This is a genomic window from Paenibacillus piscarius (assembly GCF_022234545.1).
Lineage (GTDB): Bacteria > Bacillota > Bacilli > Paenibacillales > Paenibacillaceae > Paenibacillus_AQ > Paenibacillus_AQ piscarius.
Map to the genome: position 1 here is coordinate 312,467 of NZ_JAIEUI010000005.1, position 19,744 is coordinate 332,210.

Genomic DNA, 19,744 nt, shown 5'->3' on the forward strand with positions numbered 1-19,744 from the left:
CCCGCCTCTCCATATAAAATCGCTATCTATAATACCCACCGCGTATAGCGAGGAGGCTAAAATGTTAATTTTTATTGAAATAACTCAGGAGGCTTTCCCATGAAAAGAATTTCTTTCTGTATTATAAAGAAATGGCTAAATCGGAAGGATGCTCTTGAAACTGCTTCGTTTATATCAACGCATGTTTCTCCAATTCCCTTCGAACCTTATATTCTTGAAGCAGAACCAAATTCGCTTTTATCCTATATATACGAATATTACAATGATAAGCCCTCTGATTTGTATATCGCTAAATGTAGAGACAAGTACAATAAGAAAGTCATTGTTGTTGTGGATCTTCATGAATTTAAGAAGCGGGTGAACAACAGCATGAAACTCCGCTTATTTTACGCAACTGGTGAGGTTCCATCGTTTCTGAGTCTTGGATATATCAGTGAAAAGAATTGCATATATATTTATGATAGTAAATCCCAACAAGAAAGAAGCTGGCATGGCTCTATTTTGTTGATTCAATTAAGAGAACTCTGTAGACTCCTAAATTCGATCATCGATATGCAAAACGAGGAGACATATCACCTGTACAAGAATAATGAAGAGATCTTAAAGTATTTAAGAACTGTCACACCAAACCCTCGCATTAAAAACAGGATTGAATCTGCCATAGGGGAAATTTGTCCTGATCTAACTATCATCTCTGAAGCTAACTTAATTAAGTTCTATAAAGCAAATGAGGCTATTCTTAAAGGGAAGGTCTATATACCCATAGATAATAACGACAAGAGCTAAACAATCAGCCATACTGCACTAGTTTAGTGTACATGATATTTCGTAGAGCTTTATCCTAAAGCAACCTTTATCAAGTACTAAAGCATATGAAGATATTAATATTTCCAATAATTATTTTGTGCTACATACCCCAAGGACGTACGTTCTTGAATTTAGTTGACTTCCATTCTATCATGATATTAAATTAGAAGAATATAGGAGACTGATATACACGTTTCTTATTTTATTGATTTGAACCTTTGTTGCTGATTGTTCAATGATTTTTAACTGAATCAAAAAACATTGTTAGGGGCAGTATCCAAAAAAGGAGCTGAAGGAAAACTATGATAACTCAAACGCAATTCATCAATTTCTTAACCGAAATTGAACCTAGCCCAACGACAAAAAGTGATGCTAGCAATGGGCACATAAGGGTCCGAGATCAACTTAAAGAAGATCCTGTTTTTAGAGTATATTATGAAAACTCCTTTTTATCGGGCTCTTATAAGCGGGATACTGCCATTCGACCACGAAAAATTAATGAAGTCCTTTCTCGTCCAGACGTTGATATTATCGTTGAAACTAATCACTCCACAAGTGATGACCCCCAAAGTGTAATTGATCTCCTGTACGATGTTTTAAGCCCCAAGTACACAACGATCAGAAAACAAAATCGCTCAATTGGTATAAAAACGGATAAAGTGGATATTGATGTAGTTCCAATTATTGCTCCATACGGAATATATAGTACCCTGTATATTCCCGATAGAAAAAAGGAACAGTGGATTGTTACAAATCCGCCAAAGCACACAACTTGGACGACTGAAGTCAATCAAGATAGTGGAGGTCGATTTAAACCTCTTGTAAAACTTATGAAATGGTGGAGACGTCATAATAAAACGATTTCAAAAAAGCCAAAAGGTTTTGTTATTGAGTGTATTGTGGCAGAGTGTATGGATAGGAAGCAAACTCAATATGGAGAGCTGTTTGTTGGTACACTAGAAAAAATTGTTGAGAAATACGCGTTCTACGTCTCAATAGGACTTGTTCCGCATATCGATGATCCTGGTGTATTTGGTAACTCAGTGACAGACGGGATGACATTCGCAGCTTTCGACGGATTCTACAACAAGGTAAAAGCACATGCTGTCATCGGTAGAGAAGCCCTCAATGAGACCGACTCGGAAGAATCCATCAAAAAATGGCGTGTGTTATTTGGTGATCGTTTTCCCAAATCAGGCACAACACAGACCAGCTCGCTATTATCAACTGTAATTTCACCATCATTAACGTTTCCCAATCACCCAATTCAGCCAAAAAAACCAGGAGGATTTGCATAATGGAATTCTGGTATTTAACTGATATATCCCGACTCTCGAATGAACGTAACGAGATGCAACGTCTTGAGGAGAGCTCAACATGGCTTAAGGGAACAGAGTGGCGTATTGAGTCTAGACTTGTGGTAAGAGCAATTATAATGGCGCATGAGCAGATATATGAGTTGCAACTGACTTATCCTGATTTCTTTCCTGCTACACCACCGTTCATTTCACCCGTGAATACTGATGATAGATGGTCAGAACATCAGTATTCAAATGGGACGTTATGCTTGGAATGGGGACCAGATAATTGGCATCCAGATGTAACTGGCGCACAAATGTTTGAAAGCGCATATAAGTTACTTAACGCTGAAAATCCACTGGGAGAATCAACAACTAAGGCTATGGTTCCATCCAGGCATTTTCTAACGCCGGGGCAATCAATTCGAGGCGAAGGCTGGCGTTTCCATATGACAAAGCCCATTCTTAATTATCTATCCGTATATGAGGAAAAGACAGTTGGGCAAGTGACAATGAAATACGTAGTCTCCACTGGTAAAATTGTGTATCATGCCGTTCAAATTAATCAATTTATTAATGAACAATTACCCGCCCCTTTTAAAAATGGGTACAGCAAAGAACAGTGGATAATCTATCGAACGACAGCTCCTACAAAGAGTATTTCAGGTGTGAAAAAAACAAAAGAATTATTTGACGTGATTAAGACATATGATGGGTACGAACTTAAACTATCTGAGGATGAGAACGGGGAAATGACAAAGGGTATCATACTCATTGACAAAGAATCAATATCTCATTTTTTTTATTTTTTTGAAGAGTCTATACATGAAGTTGTAATTGTTATGGATGACATTCCTAATAAACGAATACCGGATTCTTGTTTGGAAATGATTGGGAAACGCTTTGCTATCATTGGATTAGGTTCAGTTGGAAGTAAAGTTGCAGAATCTTTATGCCGTATGGGTGCAACTACATTTTACCTGGTAGATGAAGATCTATTTTTATTAGGAAATCTTGAAAGGCACACACTTGATTGGAGAGATCTTGGCTTACATAAAGTAGATGCAATCGCTCAAAGAATGCGTTATATTTCAAGTTCTGTAGATATAAAAACAAGCAGACTTAATTTAAACGGGCAGGAATCAAATGCTTCTTTAAATGGTGTATTGGTGGAAATCAGCAACTGCGACGTAATTATTGATGCGACAGCGAATGGACAGGTATTTAATTTACTTGCATCCATTGCAACAACAAAACAAAAGCCAATAATTTGGACAGAAGTTTATGCGGGCGGGATAGGAGGTCTTATTGCACGTAGCCGTCCAATTCTCGACCCCAAACCACATATCATGCGACAAGCATATCAAGAGTTTGCAAGCAGTTCCCCACCCTTTGAGTTTTCTGAACCAATTCCATATGCTCATGAAAATGAGGCCGGCCAAGTATTTATTGCCTCTGACGCTGATGTGTCCGTCATTGCAAGTCATATGACGCGATTTGTTGTAGATACAATTGTAGCTCCAGAAAAATCAATATTTCCATACTCTATGTATGTTATTGGTTTAACAAAAGGATGGATTTTCAGTCAGCCTTTCGATACAAAACCAATACAAACAGAGCATCTTTTAAGTGATGATGGTTCAACAATAGTTGTTGACGAAGCAACTAAAGCGGATCACATTAGCTTTCTTATAAACCTACTGGAGAAAAGTGATGATTAATCTTATAGTACCAATCGACATACAAGAGCGTCTTACTCTCGCGCTACTAAATGCGGGCACGCGCGAAATTGGTGGTGTTCTGTTAGGTGAACATACTGATGAAGGTGTGTTTCGGATTCACGAGTTGACCGTGCAGCCACAAGGGGGCACTATTGTAACGTTTGTTCGAAAAATTGAAGATTCTTTAAGACAGTCACTTAGAAATTTCTTCCACAAAACGAATTTTGAGTATACACGGTTCAATTATGTCGGGGAATGGCATTCTCATCCCTCTTTTTCACTTACACCGAGCACACATGATAAACAGAGTATGTACGAAATCGTGAATGATCCAAATGTCGGAGCAAATTTTGCACTTCTTCTAATTACAAAACTACAACAAGGAAAGTTAATCGGTAAAGTATATTTATTTGCTCCTGGTTTTGAAATGGTAACAGGACATCTCATAATGGAGGGAATTTCAAAATGACAGAAGCTGAAAAGCTTACTCCATCTCTTCTAGAAGCTCAATCTCAAGGGGGAGATACTGCTGAGACAGGATTTGACTTCCAAACTAATCTTCTTATTTGTAAAATTCCGTTCTGGCTTTCATTTGAAGGATTCGATTCACTCATAAGGGAGGCAGTTGCCGACTTTGAATCTAAGTTTTTCTCACCAAGTAACGGTCTTATCCGTGAAGCAGTAGAGGCTAAAAATCATTTCATGGCTCCAACTGAATTTTGGGAAGAAATCGACCGGTTCATGGAAATTGATGAGGGGAGCCCAGGAGTATTTGGCCATTTTACACTGTGCTGCTGTGGCATATCTGATACTTTAAAGCCAATTATAATTGGTTTGCGCCGGATTCGTGATCCTCAACCATTCTATGATCCATCCTCATATATAGTTGAAAATTCTTATATGAATTTCGTTAACCGTGTTAGAAAACTCAAAAAAGATGAAAAGGTAGCAAAATTCCTATATGAAAAAGTACTTATTGAACCCATATGGAATATGAACAACGACGAAGGGACTTCAGCTGGCATGTTCCGTTCACAGATGGAGCGTCATTTGTCGCAATATGGCGAAGTGCCTTCAAAGGAATTCGCAAACATTCATCAAGCTCTGCTTGCACTATTGAGATCTAATAAGGCTCATCCGATCACACGAAAACAAATTGAAGATACTATCAATTCAGCTATCAGTGAAAAGTTTAGACCTTTGCCTGCACCTATTGTTATTTCGACAGAAGTAGAACCTTTGACAGAAAAGAATGTTTCGTTCCAGTTTGAATGGGAATCATATTTCGGAGGAATAAGCCGGAATTATCCGTCGGCTCAGAAGTGGAATGAGGGAATGGTACCTCAATTATATGAAACTGCCGAATGGATAAAGACTAACCGAAATAGTCGCCATATAGTATTAAAAGGGAACCGACGAATTTCTTCTGCAGTTGCGTTTGGTAAAGTATTTTCTGCTGTTGCTGGTTTTTCAGTTGATATGGAGTATCGTGGTGAAATTTGGTCCACTAATCAATATGCAAATGTAGACACACCAGGGTACGAATTCTTTGAATCTTACTTATCTGGTAAGGGAGATACACTAATCGTTACAATTGGCATAATGAAAGATAATTTGGCAACTGAGGTTGAGAAATTCACAAAGGATAATGACCTCACCGATTATCCTATACTGCATCTACATTCATTACAACCTATTTTGTCTGCAAAACAAGCAAACATTGCTGTTGGGGAAATGAAAAATATAATTACAAGAGTGGTTTCAGCTTGTGGTGCGAAACGAATTAATTTCTTTTATGCAGGACCTACCCACTTGGCCTTATTCTTTGGTCATAGGGCTAATGCGTTGCCTCCAATCCAATGTTTTGAATGGATTGCCCCAAATGAATATGTAGCAACATGTTTGATCCGATAATACTTTAAAGTTGCAGATAGCAGATAAGATCATAAATAACATCTCCATTTCAGGAGCGAGAAGCAATCAGGATATAAATAGTGAAACATTTGGGTTCGAGCAAAAAATGAATTTGAAATTGCGTTAAAGCGTAAATACAACCTGAGTGATCCAAATCAAATTTATGTGAGACACCTTCAAAAAAACCGAAGAAAAATTAAAAAAATCATGCAAAATACAAATTGCTTTGGGATTGGAGGTAGAGATTATTGTTTTTCTTTTTCTTTGATCAGTTTGTTAAATTTGCTGAAAAGTATGGTATTGAAATTAGCATAGATGAATTAAAAGCGTTCGAACAGTACCTAATTCAACACCCAATGTTAGGAACAAAGAATTCAGTCGGGGAAAAGTTATTTGAAGCAATTCGACGTCATAAGGAAGCAAGTAAAGGATTCATTTTAGAGAAATCAAGCAGGACAGGTAATCCTATAGTTTTATTTAGAGGGAGAAACCGAAAAAGTGATTTTTTTAAAGCGTTCACTAGTTCTGAGATGTGGTCGCCACCAGCCGGGTACTCTAGTCACGGTCGTTACAATGCAATTGGAATTCCAGTACTGTACTTGACAGACAACATAGAATCTATACCATATGAACTTCATACTGCAGATGATGAAGTTGTTGATATCGCTACATTTCATTTGGAACGAGACATTATCCTTTTTGATATTGGAGAGTTTAATTCGGAATTCGAAGGTTTTTTTCTAAATGCTCGCACGGAGAGTCGACTGCTAAAACATTCATATTTATTACCGAATTTTGTTGGGGCTTGTTGTGATTTTCTGGGATATGATGGCGTCAAATTTATAGGAGCACATCGAACAGTACTCAAATACACAAATTATGCACTATTTCATTACGAAAACGAAGTAGATATAAGTATAGTAGGGGACCCTGTTACCTTTAAACAAAAAAATGAACGCCGTCTTGAGAATAGAGATTTTTGAAGTATGTCCGAAGTTTGGTAAATAGTAATTTTGTAATGCGTATGTAACAAGAGAAGGATACCTTGGACTGACTGTCAACGACAAGGAGGATTTGACAATGTCAATCGAACAGACCGGCCCTCAAGGTTATGAGTATCAATATTTGCTAACTATTTATTTGGCTCTATTAATGTGGAAACATGAAAGATTGGAGCTTATTGTAGAACAAAAAGATGGCGAAGATGCAGAGCTTCATTTTATTGAATCTAAAAAAACCATAACGATTGAGGCGCAAGTTAAAAGTGAACAAGGTAATCTGGGAATCAGCAACCTTACCAAATGGATTAGTCATTTCCCCAATCAAAAGGATACCGGAAATCTATTGCATAGGATTCAAAACGATTCCCAACGATTTGCTTTGTTCATTACCAAGAGTCGTTGTTCTGATGATACACAGACTTTTCAGATCCCTATGGGTAACATTTATAATCATGTAAGAACACCGCTTCAAGGGAAACGTACGGATTTGTTTCTGGAGACATACTCCAAATTGAACGAAGAGAGAAAATCAACGCCGCTGAAGCAACTCAGAGATACATATTGTAAGGTGCAGGCACAGCAACTGAAGGAAAATAAATCTATTCTGTACGCATTGTCCCGCCGTATCTTAATTTGGGAACAGACGGATAGTTTGAAGATTAAAGATGAAGTGGTTCGCTTGTTGAAGCTTGATCATCACATTCCAATGCACAAAGCACATACATCGATTATTGAACTAGATATGGCAGTTAGAGAAGCACGGGATGAGAGAAAAGACGTGATCCCACTTATGAGAAGCATTTTAAACAGAAATGCTGGAGATCGAGCCTTCTCTCGTCCTGTTGACGTCCTTCGTGAGGGTACAAACCTTTTACATAATGACTTAGAGCTAAATCATGTTCTATTACTTACGGGAATTTCTTTTTGTGGGAAATCCCATTTGGCCGAATCGATAGCTGAAGAATTGCGTGCCAAACAAGGATTTACGTTCCAAAAGGATAATCAATTAGACTCGGCATACCGATTCCTTACGATTGGAAGTAGTGAGAGTCGAATTTGCTTTCTTGAGGATCCTTTCGGCCACACCAAATTAAATTCAGATGCTTTAAATACGTGGACGCGCTTATACGCACTCATTGGAGAATTGGCACCTCATCGGAAACTAATCGTTACTTCAAGAAAGGATCTGTTGCAGCAGCTTAGTGGTAGCCACCTAACAAAAAGTTGGGATTTAGGTAATGCAAAATGGAGGGATTTAACGGTTAATGATTCTTTTTTTGCAATCCAGGTGTGGTCTGAATATTCGAAACTTAAGCAACTCCCTCCAAGCGTGTATGAAAGAGTGGAAGTTGGAATGGCTGTTCAACCCTCCGGTATTTTACAACCGGGACAAATCCGCCATTTGGCTCTCAGTGATCGGAATTTGTTGATTGATAAAAATTTTGCCGAGTTGTCTAGTATAGCCAGAGTGGATTCTGTCCAACTGGGGCAGTCATTTCAGAATCGGCTGCCGTCAGAACTGATACTGCTTAATGTAATGGTTTTAGGAACCACTATAGGCTTTGGGATTGTTGAAAGGGATCTCGATCTGCTTTTGCATTTGATACATACGGAATTAAAGGTTTCAGAAGGATTACAATTGGCACATGCTTTCTGTGAAGAATTAGAGCAAGCCGGCTATATAGTATTTTCCAAGGATCGATGGATGTTTTCCCACCCAACTTATTATGAGGCGGCAATGTATGTCGCCGAGCAGCAAGGAAGATTTGGTCAACAGCGCCTACTAATCATACTTCAGCAAATGCTCAATAACGGAAATGCAGATATCATGCTAGCCTGCATGCGGAATTTTGGGAGGATCTATGAATCCTATCATAATGATAATTTCCGTGATGAGATAAGGAGAATGGCTATTCATCAACTGAAAAGTCCTTTTCCAAATATGCGAGATGAAGCTCTTATCTTACTTACTGAACGAGTCGAGGAGCTGCCTGCCGGCGAAGTGAATGAAGTCATGAAGTATATCGAAGGTTATCGTTTTATGAACAATAGACTTGAATGGAATGGTGGAATTCCTAAACTTAAAGAGTCATCGGGATTTACAAACTGGCCATCAATGAGAGATACCGAGGATATTACTGAGAAAGAATTCCATGCTATAGCTAAGCGTCTATGTTCACTCGAAGAAGCTTCAAAGATATCCGCTGAGGAAGCGTGGGGAGTTGTTCGCGTCATGAATCAATATACCCTTGAGGCGAGGAGAAAGTTTCCACTTCTAAAGCAGTTGTTAAATTATAAAGAAGCGTTTATCCGAGAGGCTGCCGCGTATAAACTCCTTCATGAATACGGAGATAATCTAGAATATATCGATCGTGTTTTTAGCGATCCGCACCCTTTTGTCGTGTTACAAGGAATTCAAGGTTCCTTTCAAGGTTGGTGCAACTGGACCAGTGAAGTTCGCGAACGGATACTTACGAATTTGCAGAAGGTTTTCATGTCCAAAGTAAACTGCGTGGCTGCTCACGATTTCATGACCAACTGTATTTTCAAACCGGAGAAATTTTATTTGAATTACGAAAACCTGCCTTTAAAAAAGCGTGAGGAGGTTATACGTTTATGGGGCACATTACTCCCGCTCTTCCTTGAACATGTGCCTGACGAATTTCTTGAAATTAACGAAGCTTATTTATTTGAATCTGCCTCTAAAGCAGCTTCTTCGTTCACCGAAGATCAGGTTGTGAGAATTACTGAGGCGTGGACCAAATGGATGGAGCGGTCTATTACGCACTGGCGCCCCAGTGACTATGGAATGGGTTTCCTTGATTTCTTGCTCAAAAATACAAAAAAGAGTACCAATTACAGAGGAAAACTAGTCGTACGTCTTTTAAGTCACCCAGATTCTTATGTAGTATCCATGTCCATAGCTGAATACGTAAATTATTGGCCAAAATTACATACGGAAGAGCAGTCACATGTAATCACTTTATTACAAAGCGACCGAAGCGATGTTCGTTGGTTCAAGGCTATCGCACTGACAAGGGAGAAAGTGCCTTCTGTATTATCTAATTTACTTTTGGGAGATTTAGCGGCACTGTCATTGCCTCTGGACCTTATGGGAATGATTAGATTGATTGATCCCAGTTTACTCTCGGATGCAATCGAAGTCTTCAACCCAGAACATAGAGAGACATGTAATCTTGTAGGCAGCTCCTATGGTTACCAATGGCCATCTATTATATTAGAACTATTGAATCGTCCGGAACATCCTGCGTTCCCTAGTGCACTTTCCTACGCTCTGCGATGGGTAATCAGTACCTCAGCGAGCAAGGAGTTTAAGGATACTGTCATCCAGGCTTGTTCTGTTTATCTTAATAACAACAGGGAAATTGCGATAACACTGATGACGGATCACTTACTACATTGGACTGTGAGGATCAACGGGGCGGACAGCCGATCGTTATGGGAATTACTTTACGAACACCTGAACGAAGCCGAATTAATAGAGGTTGCTGATAGATTAGCTGAGGTGATTGAATGCATCAGCCTAAACGGAGATACACCTGCAGAACTTCTAGGAGACCGTATTTATAGTTATTTACTTGAACATTATTTGTCCTCTGATCAAAATATTTGGAAACTTGAAGTAAGCCATACCTTCGCTCGAGAAGGAATTTTTGCATATTTGGATAGCTTGCTTGAGAAAGAACCACCTAGGGTTTATCTAAGCTACGAAATTCTGCAAAGCCGAATTCATCACAGTTCAGATGAGAAGGTAACCTCGCTTTTGCATAAAATTGAAGTGTTACGGAAACAGTTGATCTCAATAGCTTTTGTTAAAAAAGAAAATGTTGAGCATGTTGCACCGTTAGAAGGATGGATAGAATTGAAGCGAAACAATTAGAACGTGTCTTAAATTCATCACTGAATCAACTTGAAAATTGAAGTTACCTTATTACGGCAAAACACATATTTTTAACAGCTGTCTTGCCCTAGAAAGTGAGGGAATGTAAAGCTGCTATTCGCTAGGTGAGCGGTAAGCGTGCTTGCAGGGTACTCTGAATATATATCTCACTCTACTCTGTAATGAAGAACTATGCAGGGAAGTTGTTTGATGTCTTAACTGGTTCCCCCATGCTTGGCAGTCGTTATCGGCCAATCCACACTACCTACGAGCTAAAAGATACGACGGAATTTATTTGAGAACATTGTTACCAGCATTAACTGAAATTTAGACGACAGGAGAGAGACAATGAAAAATTTAGTAGAGGAATTTAGCACTGAGTTAAGAGATGGTAATCATCCCGTAGTTATGCCATTATCCAGAGTATTAATTGAGGATGAATTTAGTATAGCAAAGTACAGATTTTATCCCGCTGGAGAAGTTGACATAAGCTCTCTGAGACCAGTACCTAACAAATCCCTTAGATTTGTTGGAGACGATGAAATTAACGATGATGAATGGTTCGCTCTCGGTTACGGAGAAGAGGGTCTCCGCGAAGTTGCAACAGCAGTAACCGGGGCACGACCGGAAGTATTTATGACAAATCCTTTGCTCGCATTTACTATGAACAATTTGGATTGGGATGAATTTCTCGAAGCTACTTCCCACGATTATGACCTTAAAGTTCTTCGGACCCTTACACGTGAAGCTGAAAAAGTAATGGACTTAATTAAATTTTTTCTATGCAGATCTGACCTTGCAGATACATTACCAGGAACTGTTGGAACATGGGAGGGTTCCAACGGCCTTTCATGTGCCTTGTTATTTAACATTGATGACTATGAGAGCTATATTATTGGTGGATCAGTTATTACTCATACAGTTGTAAAAGGTGTTGGTTTAGAATTGGATTTGTGTGATGCTGAGCAATTTATTGAAACTTGTGAGGCTTCTCTTTTTGCGAGTGGTGAAGTTGGGGCAATCTTAAAATCAGCTCTTGCCATGCATACAACCTTTTTAGAAACCAATAATCCTACAACTCAATTCGTTAAGGCAATGACTATACTCGAATTTTTAGCTTACCCCGACCGCTATGAAAAATTTCAAGAAGTAAAAAAAGAGATTACTCCACATATCGCTAAAGATTATAATGAATATCTTCAGTTAAATAATAGATTTAATGAATTGACGGGGAAAAAGGATGAATCCAAGAAAGCCATCGGTTATCGAACAAGAATAGTTCATATTGGGGATGATATTGAAGATATATTGGGTAATGAAACCGAAGTGAAAAAGGTAATGTTAGAAGTCCAAACTTATATAGGAAAAGTAATTGTTGATATGATTAAAAACAGTGAAATGACATGGTCACAGTTTGAAGAATATAGAAGGCAAAAGAAATTATCACTAGGGATCGTATTGAATTGAATTTTTCACATAAGAGTTAGTATTATAATTTCTGGCAAAACCTTAGTTATAAATGCGTCAGTCAACCACTTGGGGGGAGACATGACTATGCATTGACGCGTGACAATAAGACATGTAATTTGTCATCTTGTGCTAGTTACAAACCACACTTGTAACGGTTTTTTTACCAATTTATAAATAATATTAACAACGGAAGGAAAAATTATGAATTCAGAAAATAATGAAGGATTAGCCAAACTATTTGGAATAAATGACGAGTCACCATTATTATCTTTGGTCGAGGAATCTATACCATTTATTGGGAAAGCACTTTCTGTGTACAAAATGAACAGATTTAATAAAAGACTAAAGAGAATAGAAAATAGGCTCTTAAATCTTACATACTCGTTGAGAGAAAATGAAGATGCCCTTCTCAATTCTGTTTTTCAAAAAATAGTACTCCCAGTTACGTTAAATGATGTGCTTGAGGAGCATGAGGAAGAGAAAATTGATCTCATTCTAAATGGAATTGAGTACATCTATAAGAATAAAATTGATAATACAAGTGAGATTCTAATTTACTTCGATGTCTTAAGAGAATTACGTGTTAATGAGTTAAAAGAGTTATACAAATATACATTACCAGAGGAGAAACCCAAGAAAAGGGAGAAATTTAAGTATAAAAAAATAACTATAGATGAAGATAATGAATTAAAGAAAAATGGCGCATTCAGGTCCTATATAGAGAACCATTTAGAGAAATTGGATCTAGTAGATTCCACTGCTATTTTGAAGATTAGCATTCTAGAGGATTTAACTCAGGAAGATACACGAGATAATTTTTTTAAGACAAGAGCTAAAAAGGGCCTCACTCCATTTGGAAAACATTTTATCGAATTTATTAATTTAGATGTTAAGATATATTATCAAATGGATGAGGTTCTAGATAAAGGCTAAATCGGGATACTGCCGACGGCGCTGAAAGTGGATCCGGGTAAAGGGTAACTTCGTCACCCGGGAGCAGCCAGCGCGGGGAAACCTGGAACTGCTCTGAAACATGTATTCATTTGTGAACAGTTTGGTTGCAAATACCAAAAAACTTAGAATAATAGTAATATAGTTGGGAAAGAAAGGGGAACTAACTTTAAATGAGTTACACTCAGAAAGTTGAACTAATTACGGAAGCTCTTGGGGAAACTGAAGACGTTAATGACGAACTTCAACGGCAAGCATTCCAACTTTATACAGAACTCGAGCACTTGAGTCTTGCCCCTATCTTTCGAAATACAGGGAACGAGAGGATCTCAGTAGATCGTAATGTTGCAGTCAACCCTGAGATTTTCAGCCGGTTTCGAATAGATTTCATCGTAGAATGGACACAGATCGTTGTTCCAATTCTTGAACTACTCGGTGAGATAGGCAATTTACCGAAGAGCCGACCACATGGAGTTGACTTTCTGACATACATCTCCGCCAATCTTGATGAGTATGTTGAATTTGCCACTAATCGTGTTCATAGAAGCGTTATTGATGACTCTGCGGCTGTGGAGGTTTCCCTATTATCTGAAGCTATTAAATCATCGTTGGAGGCTTCCTTAAGAGGAAATGCTCACTTAGCCTTCTCAAATCTAGACCAGGCTTTGAGTTCGATAGATCATCTACTTGAATCGCTTGGTGCTAATATGGGACAAAGTGGTCCCCAGCATCTGTATAAAATGCGAACAGGGGGGAACTCGAGTTATAGCGATGGTGAGATGTTTCATATTCCATTTGAAAAACGAGGTTTCGTCAAAACCAATCGCTACAGCATTCCAGGTCTTCCTTGTGTATATCTCGGAAGTACTCCATTAATTTGTTGGGAAGAGCTCGGTCGTCCAGATCTTAACAATGTCCAAACCGCTGTTTTTGTCCCAAATCGAGATATACGATTCATCGATCTTAGTATTTCTCCTGCATTTGTTCGTAGTTATATCCAAAGCTTCTTCACTAAGACCTATGGCGTTGTCCAGAGGGTAGGTCTCAACTTCTTTCAACAATCAGAAAATATATTCACCTCTGGCCTTTAATCTTTGCTTGCTCCATTCGTGTTTTACATTCAAATGATGCATTTAAGCCTGAGTATATTATTCCTCAAATGCTCTTGGAGTGGGTTAGGAGCAATGATTATGACGGGATCGCTTACTTTTCGACGAGAATAGAGAATTACAGTCGGAGTAATAACTGGGTTTACGCCAATTATGCGTTTCCAGTTCAGAGCTTGGGAACTGAAGGGCACTGTAACGTATTAAGATCTAAATTCCAATTCATATCAAAAGCAATACCTTGGCAAATGTACCGTGTATATCGTGACTCACATTCAGCATATACAATGCCTTATGAAAGTGGCTATACTACTTATCTCGATCTGTATGAGGGTGTACCTATAAGTTATGCGGAAACTGACTTCGGCCGACTTCAAGAGTTTTTTGATAGGACTGTGTTAAAAGGAATAGGATAACGAAAAACGGTTCCGGATTATCTCCGGAACCGTTTTTTATGCCTGAAATTAGTTGCTAAAGTTCAGCATCTTCAATGACTACTCCAGCATGGTTAACTACTTCAGCGCGTGTGGCTTGTTTTGAAGGAGCATGGCGTTTGTTTATCATCCAAATATGAAATGATGGTTAAAGTCAACAGCCAACGGCGCTATGCATTGCCGCATCGGGAAGGCCCAGGCTAGAATGAGCTTTATAATAAACTAACCAGTGTGGAGCGCTGCAACTTTCGGCGCCAGCAGTATGGCAGATAGCTACCACCGCAGTGTGATATCCAGCTGCCGTAGCATCGTGCACCTGTTTGCTCCCCGGATGAAATGTTGCAGCTCCACGTACTTGATTGCTCGGATAAAGCAAGGCAAGCGATCCCCGCGGCTCGGATGGCCAGCTGCTGCAGCTCCGCAATATTCTTACTTCCTGACAAAGCCGGGCGGAACATTCCGCGTCGGCGCGGTCAGCCGCTGGAGCTCCGTGCACCATATTGCTTTCCTGACCAAGCCGGCGGAACGTTATGGCCAGCGTGACCAGCTGCTGCACCACACGTCTGCTTACTCTCGAAATAAGTCGGGCGGAGCCTCCCGCGCCGGCGCGGCTAGTTGCTGCAACTCCGCACACCTAATTGCCTCCGGTCAGAGCCGGGCGGACGAAAGCGGCGGCACTACGTGGCCAATTGCCGCAGCTCTGCACACCCGGTTGATTTCAGACAAAGCCAGGCGGACGAAACGGACCGGCATGGTATGACCGGGTGCTGCAGCTCCGCGACCAGATTCTTCCGGACAAAGACGGGCGGACGAACCGTGCCGGGATAACAAATCCAGCTGCTGCAGCTCTGCACATCTGGTACTTCCGGATTAAACTGGGGGCGACCCGTGCCGGCTCAGCATGAGCAGTTAGCGTACCGGGAGCAAACGGAAGAATGATTCAAAGAGAACTGAATAGCTCCCGCCGATTTGAAGCCATAAATAATTCTGTATTCGTGAGAGCCCGGATGTTCCGGCAATCGATCTCTCCACGCCTCAATGCATAGAGAATTAGGAGCCTCCGCTGCATATTAACCCAGAGCCAGCCTCAGTCGGCAGTATGCCGATTGCAAGCCCGTTGCATCCGATTCACACATGAAATCGACAGGTATGGTATTCTCAATTAATATAAGCCACCATCTATCAGGAATAAGAAATGATATCTTGTTCTTAGATCACTTAGGCTTAGATTGGAAAGTCAAATAAATCAATCAAGTGTGGTAAGCTATGAATCCATATGTTCTCGATAGCTCCGTGGGTATATTCGCTTGAATATAATGATCGTACTTGGAAAAACCAAGCTGACTATTTAGACAATGCCAAGCTCGATTTCATTAGTGAAGCAGATCCAGACATCGAAAGTACCGAGTTGTTTTATCGTTACGACGAGTACATGTAACCCTCATCAGTCTACAACTTTATTTTCCCAGTCTATCCTGAAATAACTTTATTTCATCATCTGATGGTGCCGCGTTAGCGGCATGGGAGTCTAATACTTTATTTTCTTCTGACAACGACATACGATATTGTCCTACAATCCATAGAACAGCTCCACCGTGTTTTCGAGATGGAATACCCGCTAAAGAAGGACGATTCGGTATTTAATGCAACAGTTCCGGATGATGTATATTTCGCGCAGATCCGGGCATGCTTCGGGGCGCATCCGGTCGACTTAAGGAGTTATGATGGAACGAAAAGTACGGATCAGTACTTCGCTTCTTGGTCTAGCGATATCAGCAATTTCAGTGTTAACGGAGATTATTCGGTTTATCTCTACAGCAACAATCCCGATGTGGCCCAACCTATTCGCTTCTCGATAAACTTCACCAAAATTCATGAGTTTACGGTTAAACGATATTCTCTCTTAACGAATGTAATCAGCGTTATTGAGAAAAATAATGATATTTTTATCGAGGAGCAACGGCAGCGGGAGATCGTGCGCACTTCCGATATTGTCGAGCAGCTCCAAATTCTCTTGAGGGAGAACAGCACTCGAGTTCGTGAGGGTGATGGGTATCATCATGATATCCAGACGCTGATCAAGCTATTTACTGCTCCGCAGGATTTCCCTGAGCAGGAACGGCAAGAAGTAGCGCAATACCTGAATTCACTGCATGTATTGGTCGATGAGCTATACGAAGCGTTTCAGAGCATGACTTTTGGAGAAGATGGTATGGCTCATGGATACCTCCTGCATTCGAAATCCCCTAAGTTCAACGAACTACATTACGATCTGGAGAAAATGTTCGAGTACCTGTACAATCCATATTTCAGGGCTGAACGAGTCAATTATCATCTCCAACGTCTTATCAGTGAAGGGGTTCTACCGCCTTACGTTAGTCTGCAAACAGACAAGCTCAACCTTCAGCTCATGCTCTTGGCCAGGCTTACCAAGGGGAGCTAGTTAGCTCTCCTTGCTTGTCCATATTCCCACTTAATGGTATGGTATGTGATATGGATTTAATAAGGGAGGAGGAGTACTTTGGGGAAAATAACTCCTGAGGTCAGAGCGATACTTGAGAAGTACCAATATGATCGAAACCTGCGTAAATACTCGGATCAGCACTTCTTCAACGATCATAGAATCTTTGGTGGAGTGAACTCTAACGGAGACGTTGAGCGAGCTAAAGCGGGTATCTACAACAGATTTGATCAATACAAGAAGGTTTATCCCCTTGTTCAAGATGATATTGAGGATTTGGAAAGAGCGGTTGCACAGTTCGAAATTGCAGTTAGAAAGGTCATTCAGAATTTTGATAACCCTAATATCAACTTTAACTTTACCGCTGAAGAGCTTCAGGGGTTGATCGACTCAGTTTTTGAATGCCAAGACAAAGTGAATGAAGTAGCTGTCAGGAAAGCAATGCAGGACTAATACAATACGGCAACACCCAAACTTATCGTTGGGGGATTATACGGTTTCTTACTTATACGATAATGTGTTTCATTAACGCCTAATAAAACGGAAACTAAATTTCGAGTGCCACTTAGAATCCACACTTATGTGTAAAAACCGTCAGTTCCCCAATGGCGGTTTATTTTACGTCTGTTTTAATAAGTTCATTGCCGATAAAGTCCAGTAGGCTGTAGGCTCTTACGACCATAGTCAGAAGAAAATATAGTATTGGATTTGGTGTGGTGATTGATGGATGATTACGACTGCCAGCTGCTTCGTGAAGCTTTAGCTTGTGCTCCTGGTTCTCTCCAGAAACGCCGGGCAGCGAACGGCAGACGATTGCAGCGATCATCTGCTGCGCAAGCTTTAGTATAATACTTTATTCTCTTTTTACATATAGCTGTATTTTTTTGTAGATGATATTACTTTTGAATTATTAGAGTCCTAATTCCTAATAATTTCAAGAAATATCTTATAACCATTTTATCGCGACAAGGATTTTTATACACTGCTAGACGGCTGGTAAGAGTTGCGCAGCTAATGCGCGAGATGGCCAGACTCTCGCGGATTTGTAGCAGTAGCCCGGGGTGCTGGTTAGAGTGAAGATAGGACTCCGGGCGTACGCATTCCTGATTGTTCTTCAGCACACCAGCTACCTGCAGCTGCCGGGCGCTGCCAGGAAGACACGCCGCCAGCGCGCGAACGGCTTGGTTCTTCCGGTTCTGCCACCGGCCCCGGAATCCACCGGTGCCGAACGGACCTACACTCCTGGCTGGTTGCACTTCAGTCACCGGCTACCTGCAGCTGCTGAACGCTGCCCGGGAGATATGGTGCCTTCGCGCGACAAGGCTTGGTTCTTCCCAATCTTCAGCACCGGAGCGGAAACACGTCGGTGCCGGGCGGACTGCAGCATTACTAGTTGGTTATACTTCAGTTGCCGACCACATGCAGCTGCTAGACACTGCCGGGGAGACACACTGCCTTGGCGCGACAAGGCTTGGCTTGGTTCTTCCCAATCTGCAGCACTGGTATGGGAACGGAATTTCGTGTTGTTCATCAGCTCACCAGCTTGAAGCTGCTGGGTGCTGCTCGGGAGGTACGCCGCCGTCGCTCCCACAGCTAGGTTCTTCCGGTTCTCCAGCGCTAGCATGGGAATCCGCTAGTGCCAGACTGCAGCGTTCGGGTTGAACTTCAGCTCGCCGGCTACCTCCAGCTGCTGGATGCTGCGCTGAAGACACTCCGCCATTGCTCGCCCTAGCTGGTTTAGTCCGAATCTGCAGCGTTGGTCCAGGAACCCGCCGGTGGCCTACCGCAGTGTTGGAGTTGATCATCAGCTCACCGGCTACCTGCAGCTGTTTTTTTGGTCAGGCACACAGGTATGTACGATTTGAATTTTCATTCTCCAAATTCCCGGACTCAGGAATCTATCCGATTATTGAAGAGTTTATGCAGATGTTTTGCGATTTCATCTTTAGATATTTCAGATTGGTCGCTTCCGCTTAGATAAGGTGCTAGAGAGAGTGATAAAATAAAGGAGTGGTTAATTGTGGGAAACAAAATGGAATTTGTGTACACTGAAGTACATGTATATCAATGTGCATGTGGCAAAGGGAATTATAGCATTAATTGGCATACCTACCGTGATGACTACTTTAATGAAGATACTAGAAAAATTACAGTTATAAACTGTCCGGATTGTATTCAAACTTACAATGTTAGTGGGTTATCTTTAACCCATAAAGTAAACAGTCAGAATAGTGGTAAAGCGGCTGTTGAAATGGATGGTCTATGCAAAACCATGGTAGTTCACGCTTTAAAGCGTTACAAAGTAGAAATGTTTAATTACGTATCGAATATTCCTGTGGCTCGTTGGCATAGACTCTGGAAAATCGGTAGCCCAACACTGCCTACTTTTAGGAAGAATTTAAAACGGGATGGAGCTGAATCAACATTTAAATACAATCTTTCTTATGGTCCATCAGCTATAGAACGAATATTAGACACTTTGAAAGAAATGGAAATTCATGATGACCAGTTATTGAATTGGGAAAATGAATTAAATTTGTTGAAAAAGGAAAAGAGAGATGCCATTAAGTTTGAAACAGATCATCTCTTTACGGGAAAACTGTTGAAGGAATACAAAACATATGAAGGACCGCAATATTAATTATAGATAAGTTGGCCAAGAACACCAGATAAAAAATGG

General features: G+C 40.5%; 13 protein-coding genes. All 13 read left to right on the forward strand.

Translation table 11 applies throughout. The features are described from left to right. Positions 1–99 precede the first annotated feature (99 nt). Complete coding sequence (locus tag K1558_RS11875; protein WP_238651783.1) at positions 100–786, forward strand: hypothetical protein; 687 nt, start codon at positions 100–102, stop codon at positions 784–786. A 323-nt stretch (positions 787–1,109) separates the two neighbouring features. Continuing rightward, the gene (locus K1558_RS11880; RefSeq protein ID WP_238651784.1) at positions 1,110–2,105 is read left to right on the forward strand and encodes an SMODS domain-containing nucleotidyltransferase; all 996 of its coding nucleotides are present in this window, start codon (positions 1,110–1,112) and stop codon (positions 2,103–2,105) included. Beyond that, entirely contained in the window at positions 2,105–3,826 is a 1,722-nt protein-coding gene (locus K1558_RS11885; protein ID WP_238651785.1) for a ThiF family adenylyltransferase, read from the forward strand. Before K1558_RS11880 ends, K1558_RS11885 begins: the two co-directional genes overlap by 1 nt. Then, positions 3,819–4,295: a Mov34/MPN/PAD-1 family protein gene (locus K1558_RS11890; RefSeq protein ID WP_238651786.1), complete on the forward strand. Its 477-nt coding sequence runs from the start codon at positions 3,819–3,821 to the stop codon at positions 4,293–4,295. Before K1558_RS11885 ends, K1558_RS11890 begins: the two co-directional genes overlap by 8 nt. Continuing rightward, a complete protein-coding gene (cap4, locus tag K1558_RS11895; protein ID WP_238651787.1) occupies positions 4,292–5,740 on the forward strand; it encodes a CD-NTase-associated endodeoxyribonuclease Cap4 in 1,449 nt (482 codons plus the stop codon). Before K1558_RS11890 ends, cap4 begins: the two co-directional genes overlap by 4 nt. Positions 5,741–5,988: 248 nt before the next feature. After that, complete coding sequence (locus K1558_RS11900) at positions 5,989–6,723, forward strand: hypothetical protein (protein WP_238651788.1); 735 nt, start codon at positions 5,989–5,991, stop codon at positions 6,721–6,723. 97 nt (positions 6,724–6,820) lie between these two features. Continuing rightward, positions 6,821–10,642 carry an nSTAND3 domain-containing NTPase gene (locus tag K1558_RS11905; RefSeq protein WP_238651789.1) on the forward strand — a complete coding sequence of 1,274 codons (3,822 nt, stop codon included), beginning with the start codon at positions 6,821–6,823 and terminating at the stop codon, positions 10,640–10,642. Positions 10,643–10,990: 348 nt separating this feature from the next. Next, complete coding sequence (locus K1558_RS11910; RefSeq protein WP_238651790.1) at positions 10,991–12,109, forward strand: hypothetical protein; 1,119 nt, start codon at positions 10,991–10,993, stop codon at positions 12,107–12,109. A gap of 204 nt (positions 12,110–12,313) precedes the next feature. Continuing rightward, positions 12,314–13,045 (forward strand): hypothetical protein, encoded by a 732-nt coding sequence (locus tag K1558_RS11915; protein ID WP_238651791.1) that lies wholly within the window; start codon positions 12,314–12,316, stop codon positions 13,043–13,045. 191 nt (positions 13,046–13,236) lie between these two features. Further along, positions 13,237–14,154: a hypothetical protein gene (locus K1558_RS11920; protein ID WP_238651792.1), complete on the forward strand. Its 918-nt coding sequence runs from the start codon at positions 13,237–13,239 to the stop codon at positions 14,152–14,154. Positions 14,155–16,209: 2,055 nt separating this feature from the next. Then, a complete protein-coding gene (locus tag K1558_RS11925; RefSeq protein ID WP_238651793.1) occupies positions 16,210–17,046 on the forward strand; it encodes a hypothetical protein in 837 nt (278 codons plus the stop codon). Positions 17,047–17,124: 78 nt separating this feature from the next. Next, entirely contained in the window at positions 17,125–17,517 is a 393-nt protein-coding gene (locus K1558_RS11930) for a hypothetical protein (protein ID WP_238651794.1), read from the forward strand. A 1,567-nt stretch (positions 17,518–19,084) separates the two neighbouring features. Continuing rightward, positions 19,085–19,705 carry a hypothetical protein gene (locus K1558_RS11935; RefSeq protein ID WP_238651795.1) on the forward strand — a complete coding sequence of 207 codons (621 nt, stop codon included), beginning with the start codon at positions 19,085–19,087 and terminating at the stop codon, positions 19,703–19,705. Positions 19,706–19,744: the final 39 nt, after the last annotated feature.

Bases quoted from the DNA above. Each gene is read 5' to 3' on its own strand.
- K1558_RS11875 (WP_238651783.1), top strand. From the start codon at position 100: ATGAAAAGAATTTCTTTCTGTATTATAAAGAAATGGCTAAATCGGAAG.
- K1558_RS11880 (WP_238651784.1), top strand. From the start codon at position 1,110: ATGATAACTCAAACGCAATTCATCAATTTCTTAACCGAAATTGAACCT.
- K1558_RS11885 (WP_238651785.1), top strand. From the start codon at position 2,105: ATGGAATTCTGGTATTTAACTGATATATCCCGACTCTCGAATGAACGT.
- K1558_RS11890 (WP_238651786.1), top strand. From the start codon at position 3,819: ATGATTAATCTTATAGTACCAATCGACATACAAGAGCGTCTTACTCTC.
- cap4 (WP_238651787.1), top strand. From the start codon at position 4,292: ATGACAGAAGCTGAAAAGCTTACTCCATCTCTTCTAGAAGCTCAATCT.
- K1558_RS11905 (WP_238651789.1), top strand. From the start codon at position 6,821: ATGTCAATCGAACAGACCGGCCCTCAAGGTTATGAGTATCAATATTTG.
- K1558_RS11910 (WP_238651790.1), top strand. From the start codon at position 10,991: ATGAAAAATTTAGTAGAGGAATTTAGCACTGAGTTAAGAGATGGTAAT.
- K1558_RS11915 (WP_238651791.1), top strand. From the start codon at position 12,314: ATGAATTCAGAAAATAATGAAGGATTAGCCAAACTATTTGGAATAAAT.
- K1558_RS11920 (WP_238651792.1), top strand. From the start codon at position 13,237: ATGAGTTACACTCAGAAAGTTGAACTAATTACGGAAGCTCTTGGGGAA.
- K1558_RS11925 (WP_238651793.1), top strand. From the start codon at position 16,210: ATGGAATACCCGCTAAAGAAGGACGATTCGGTATTTAATGCAACAGTT.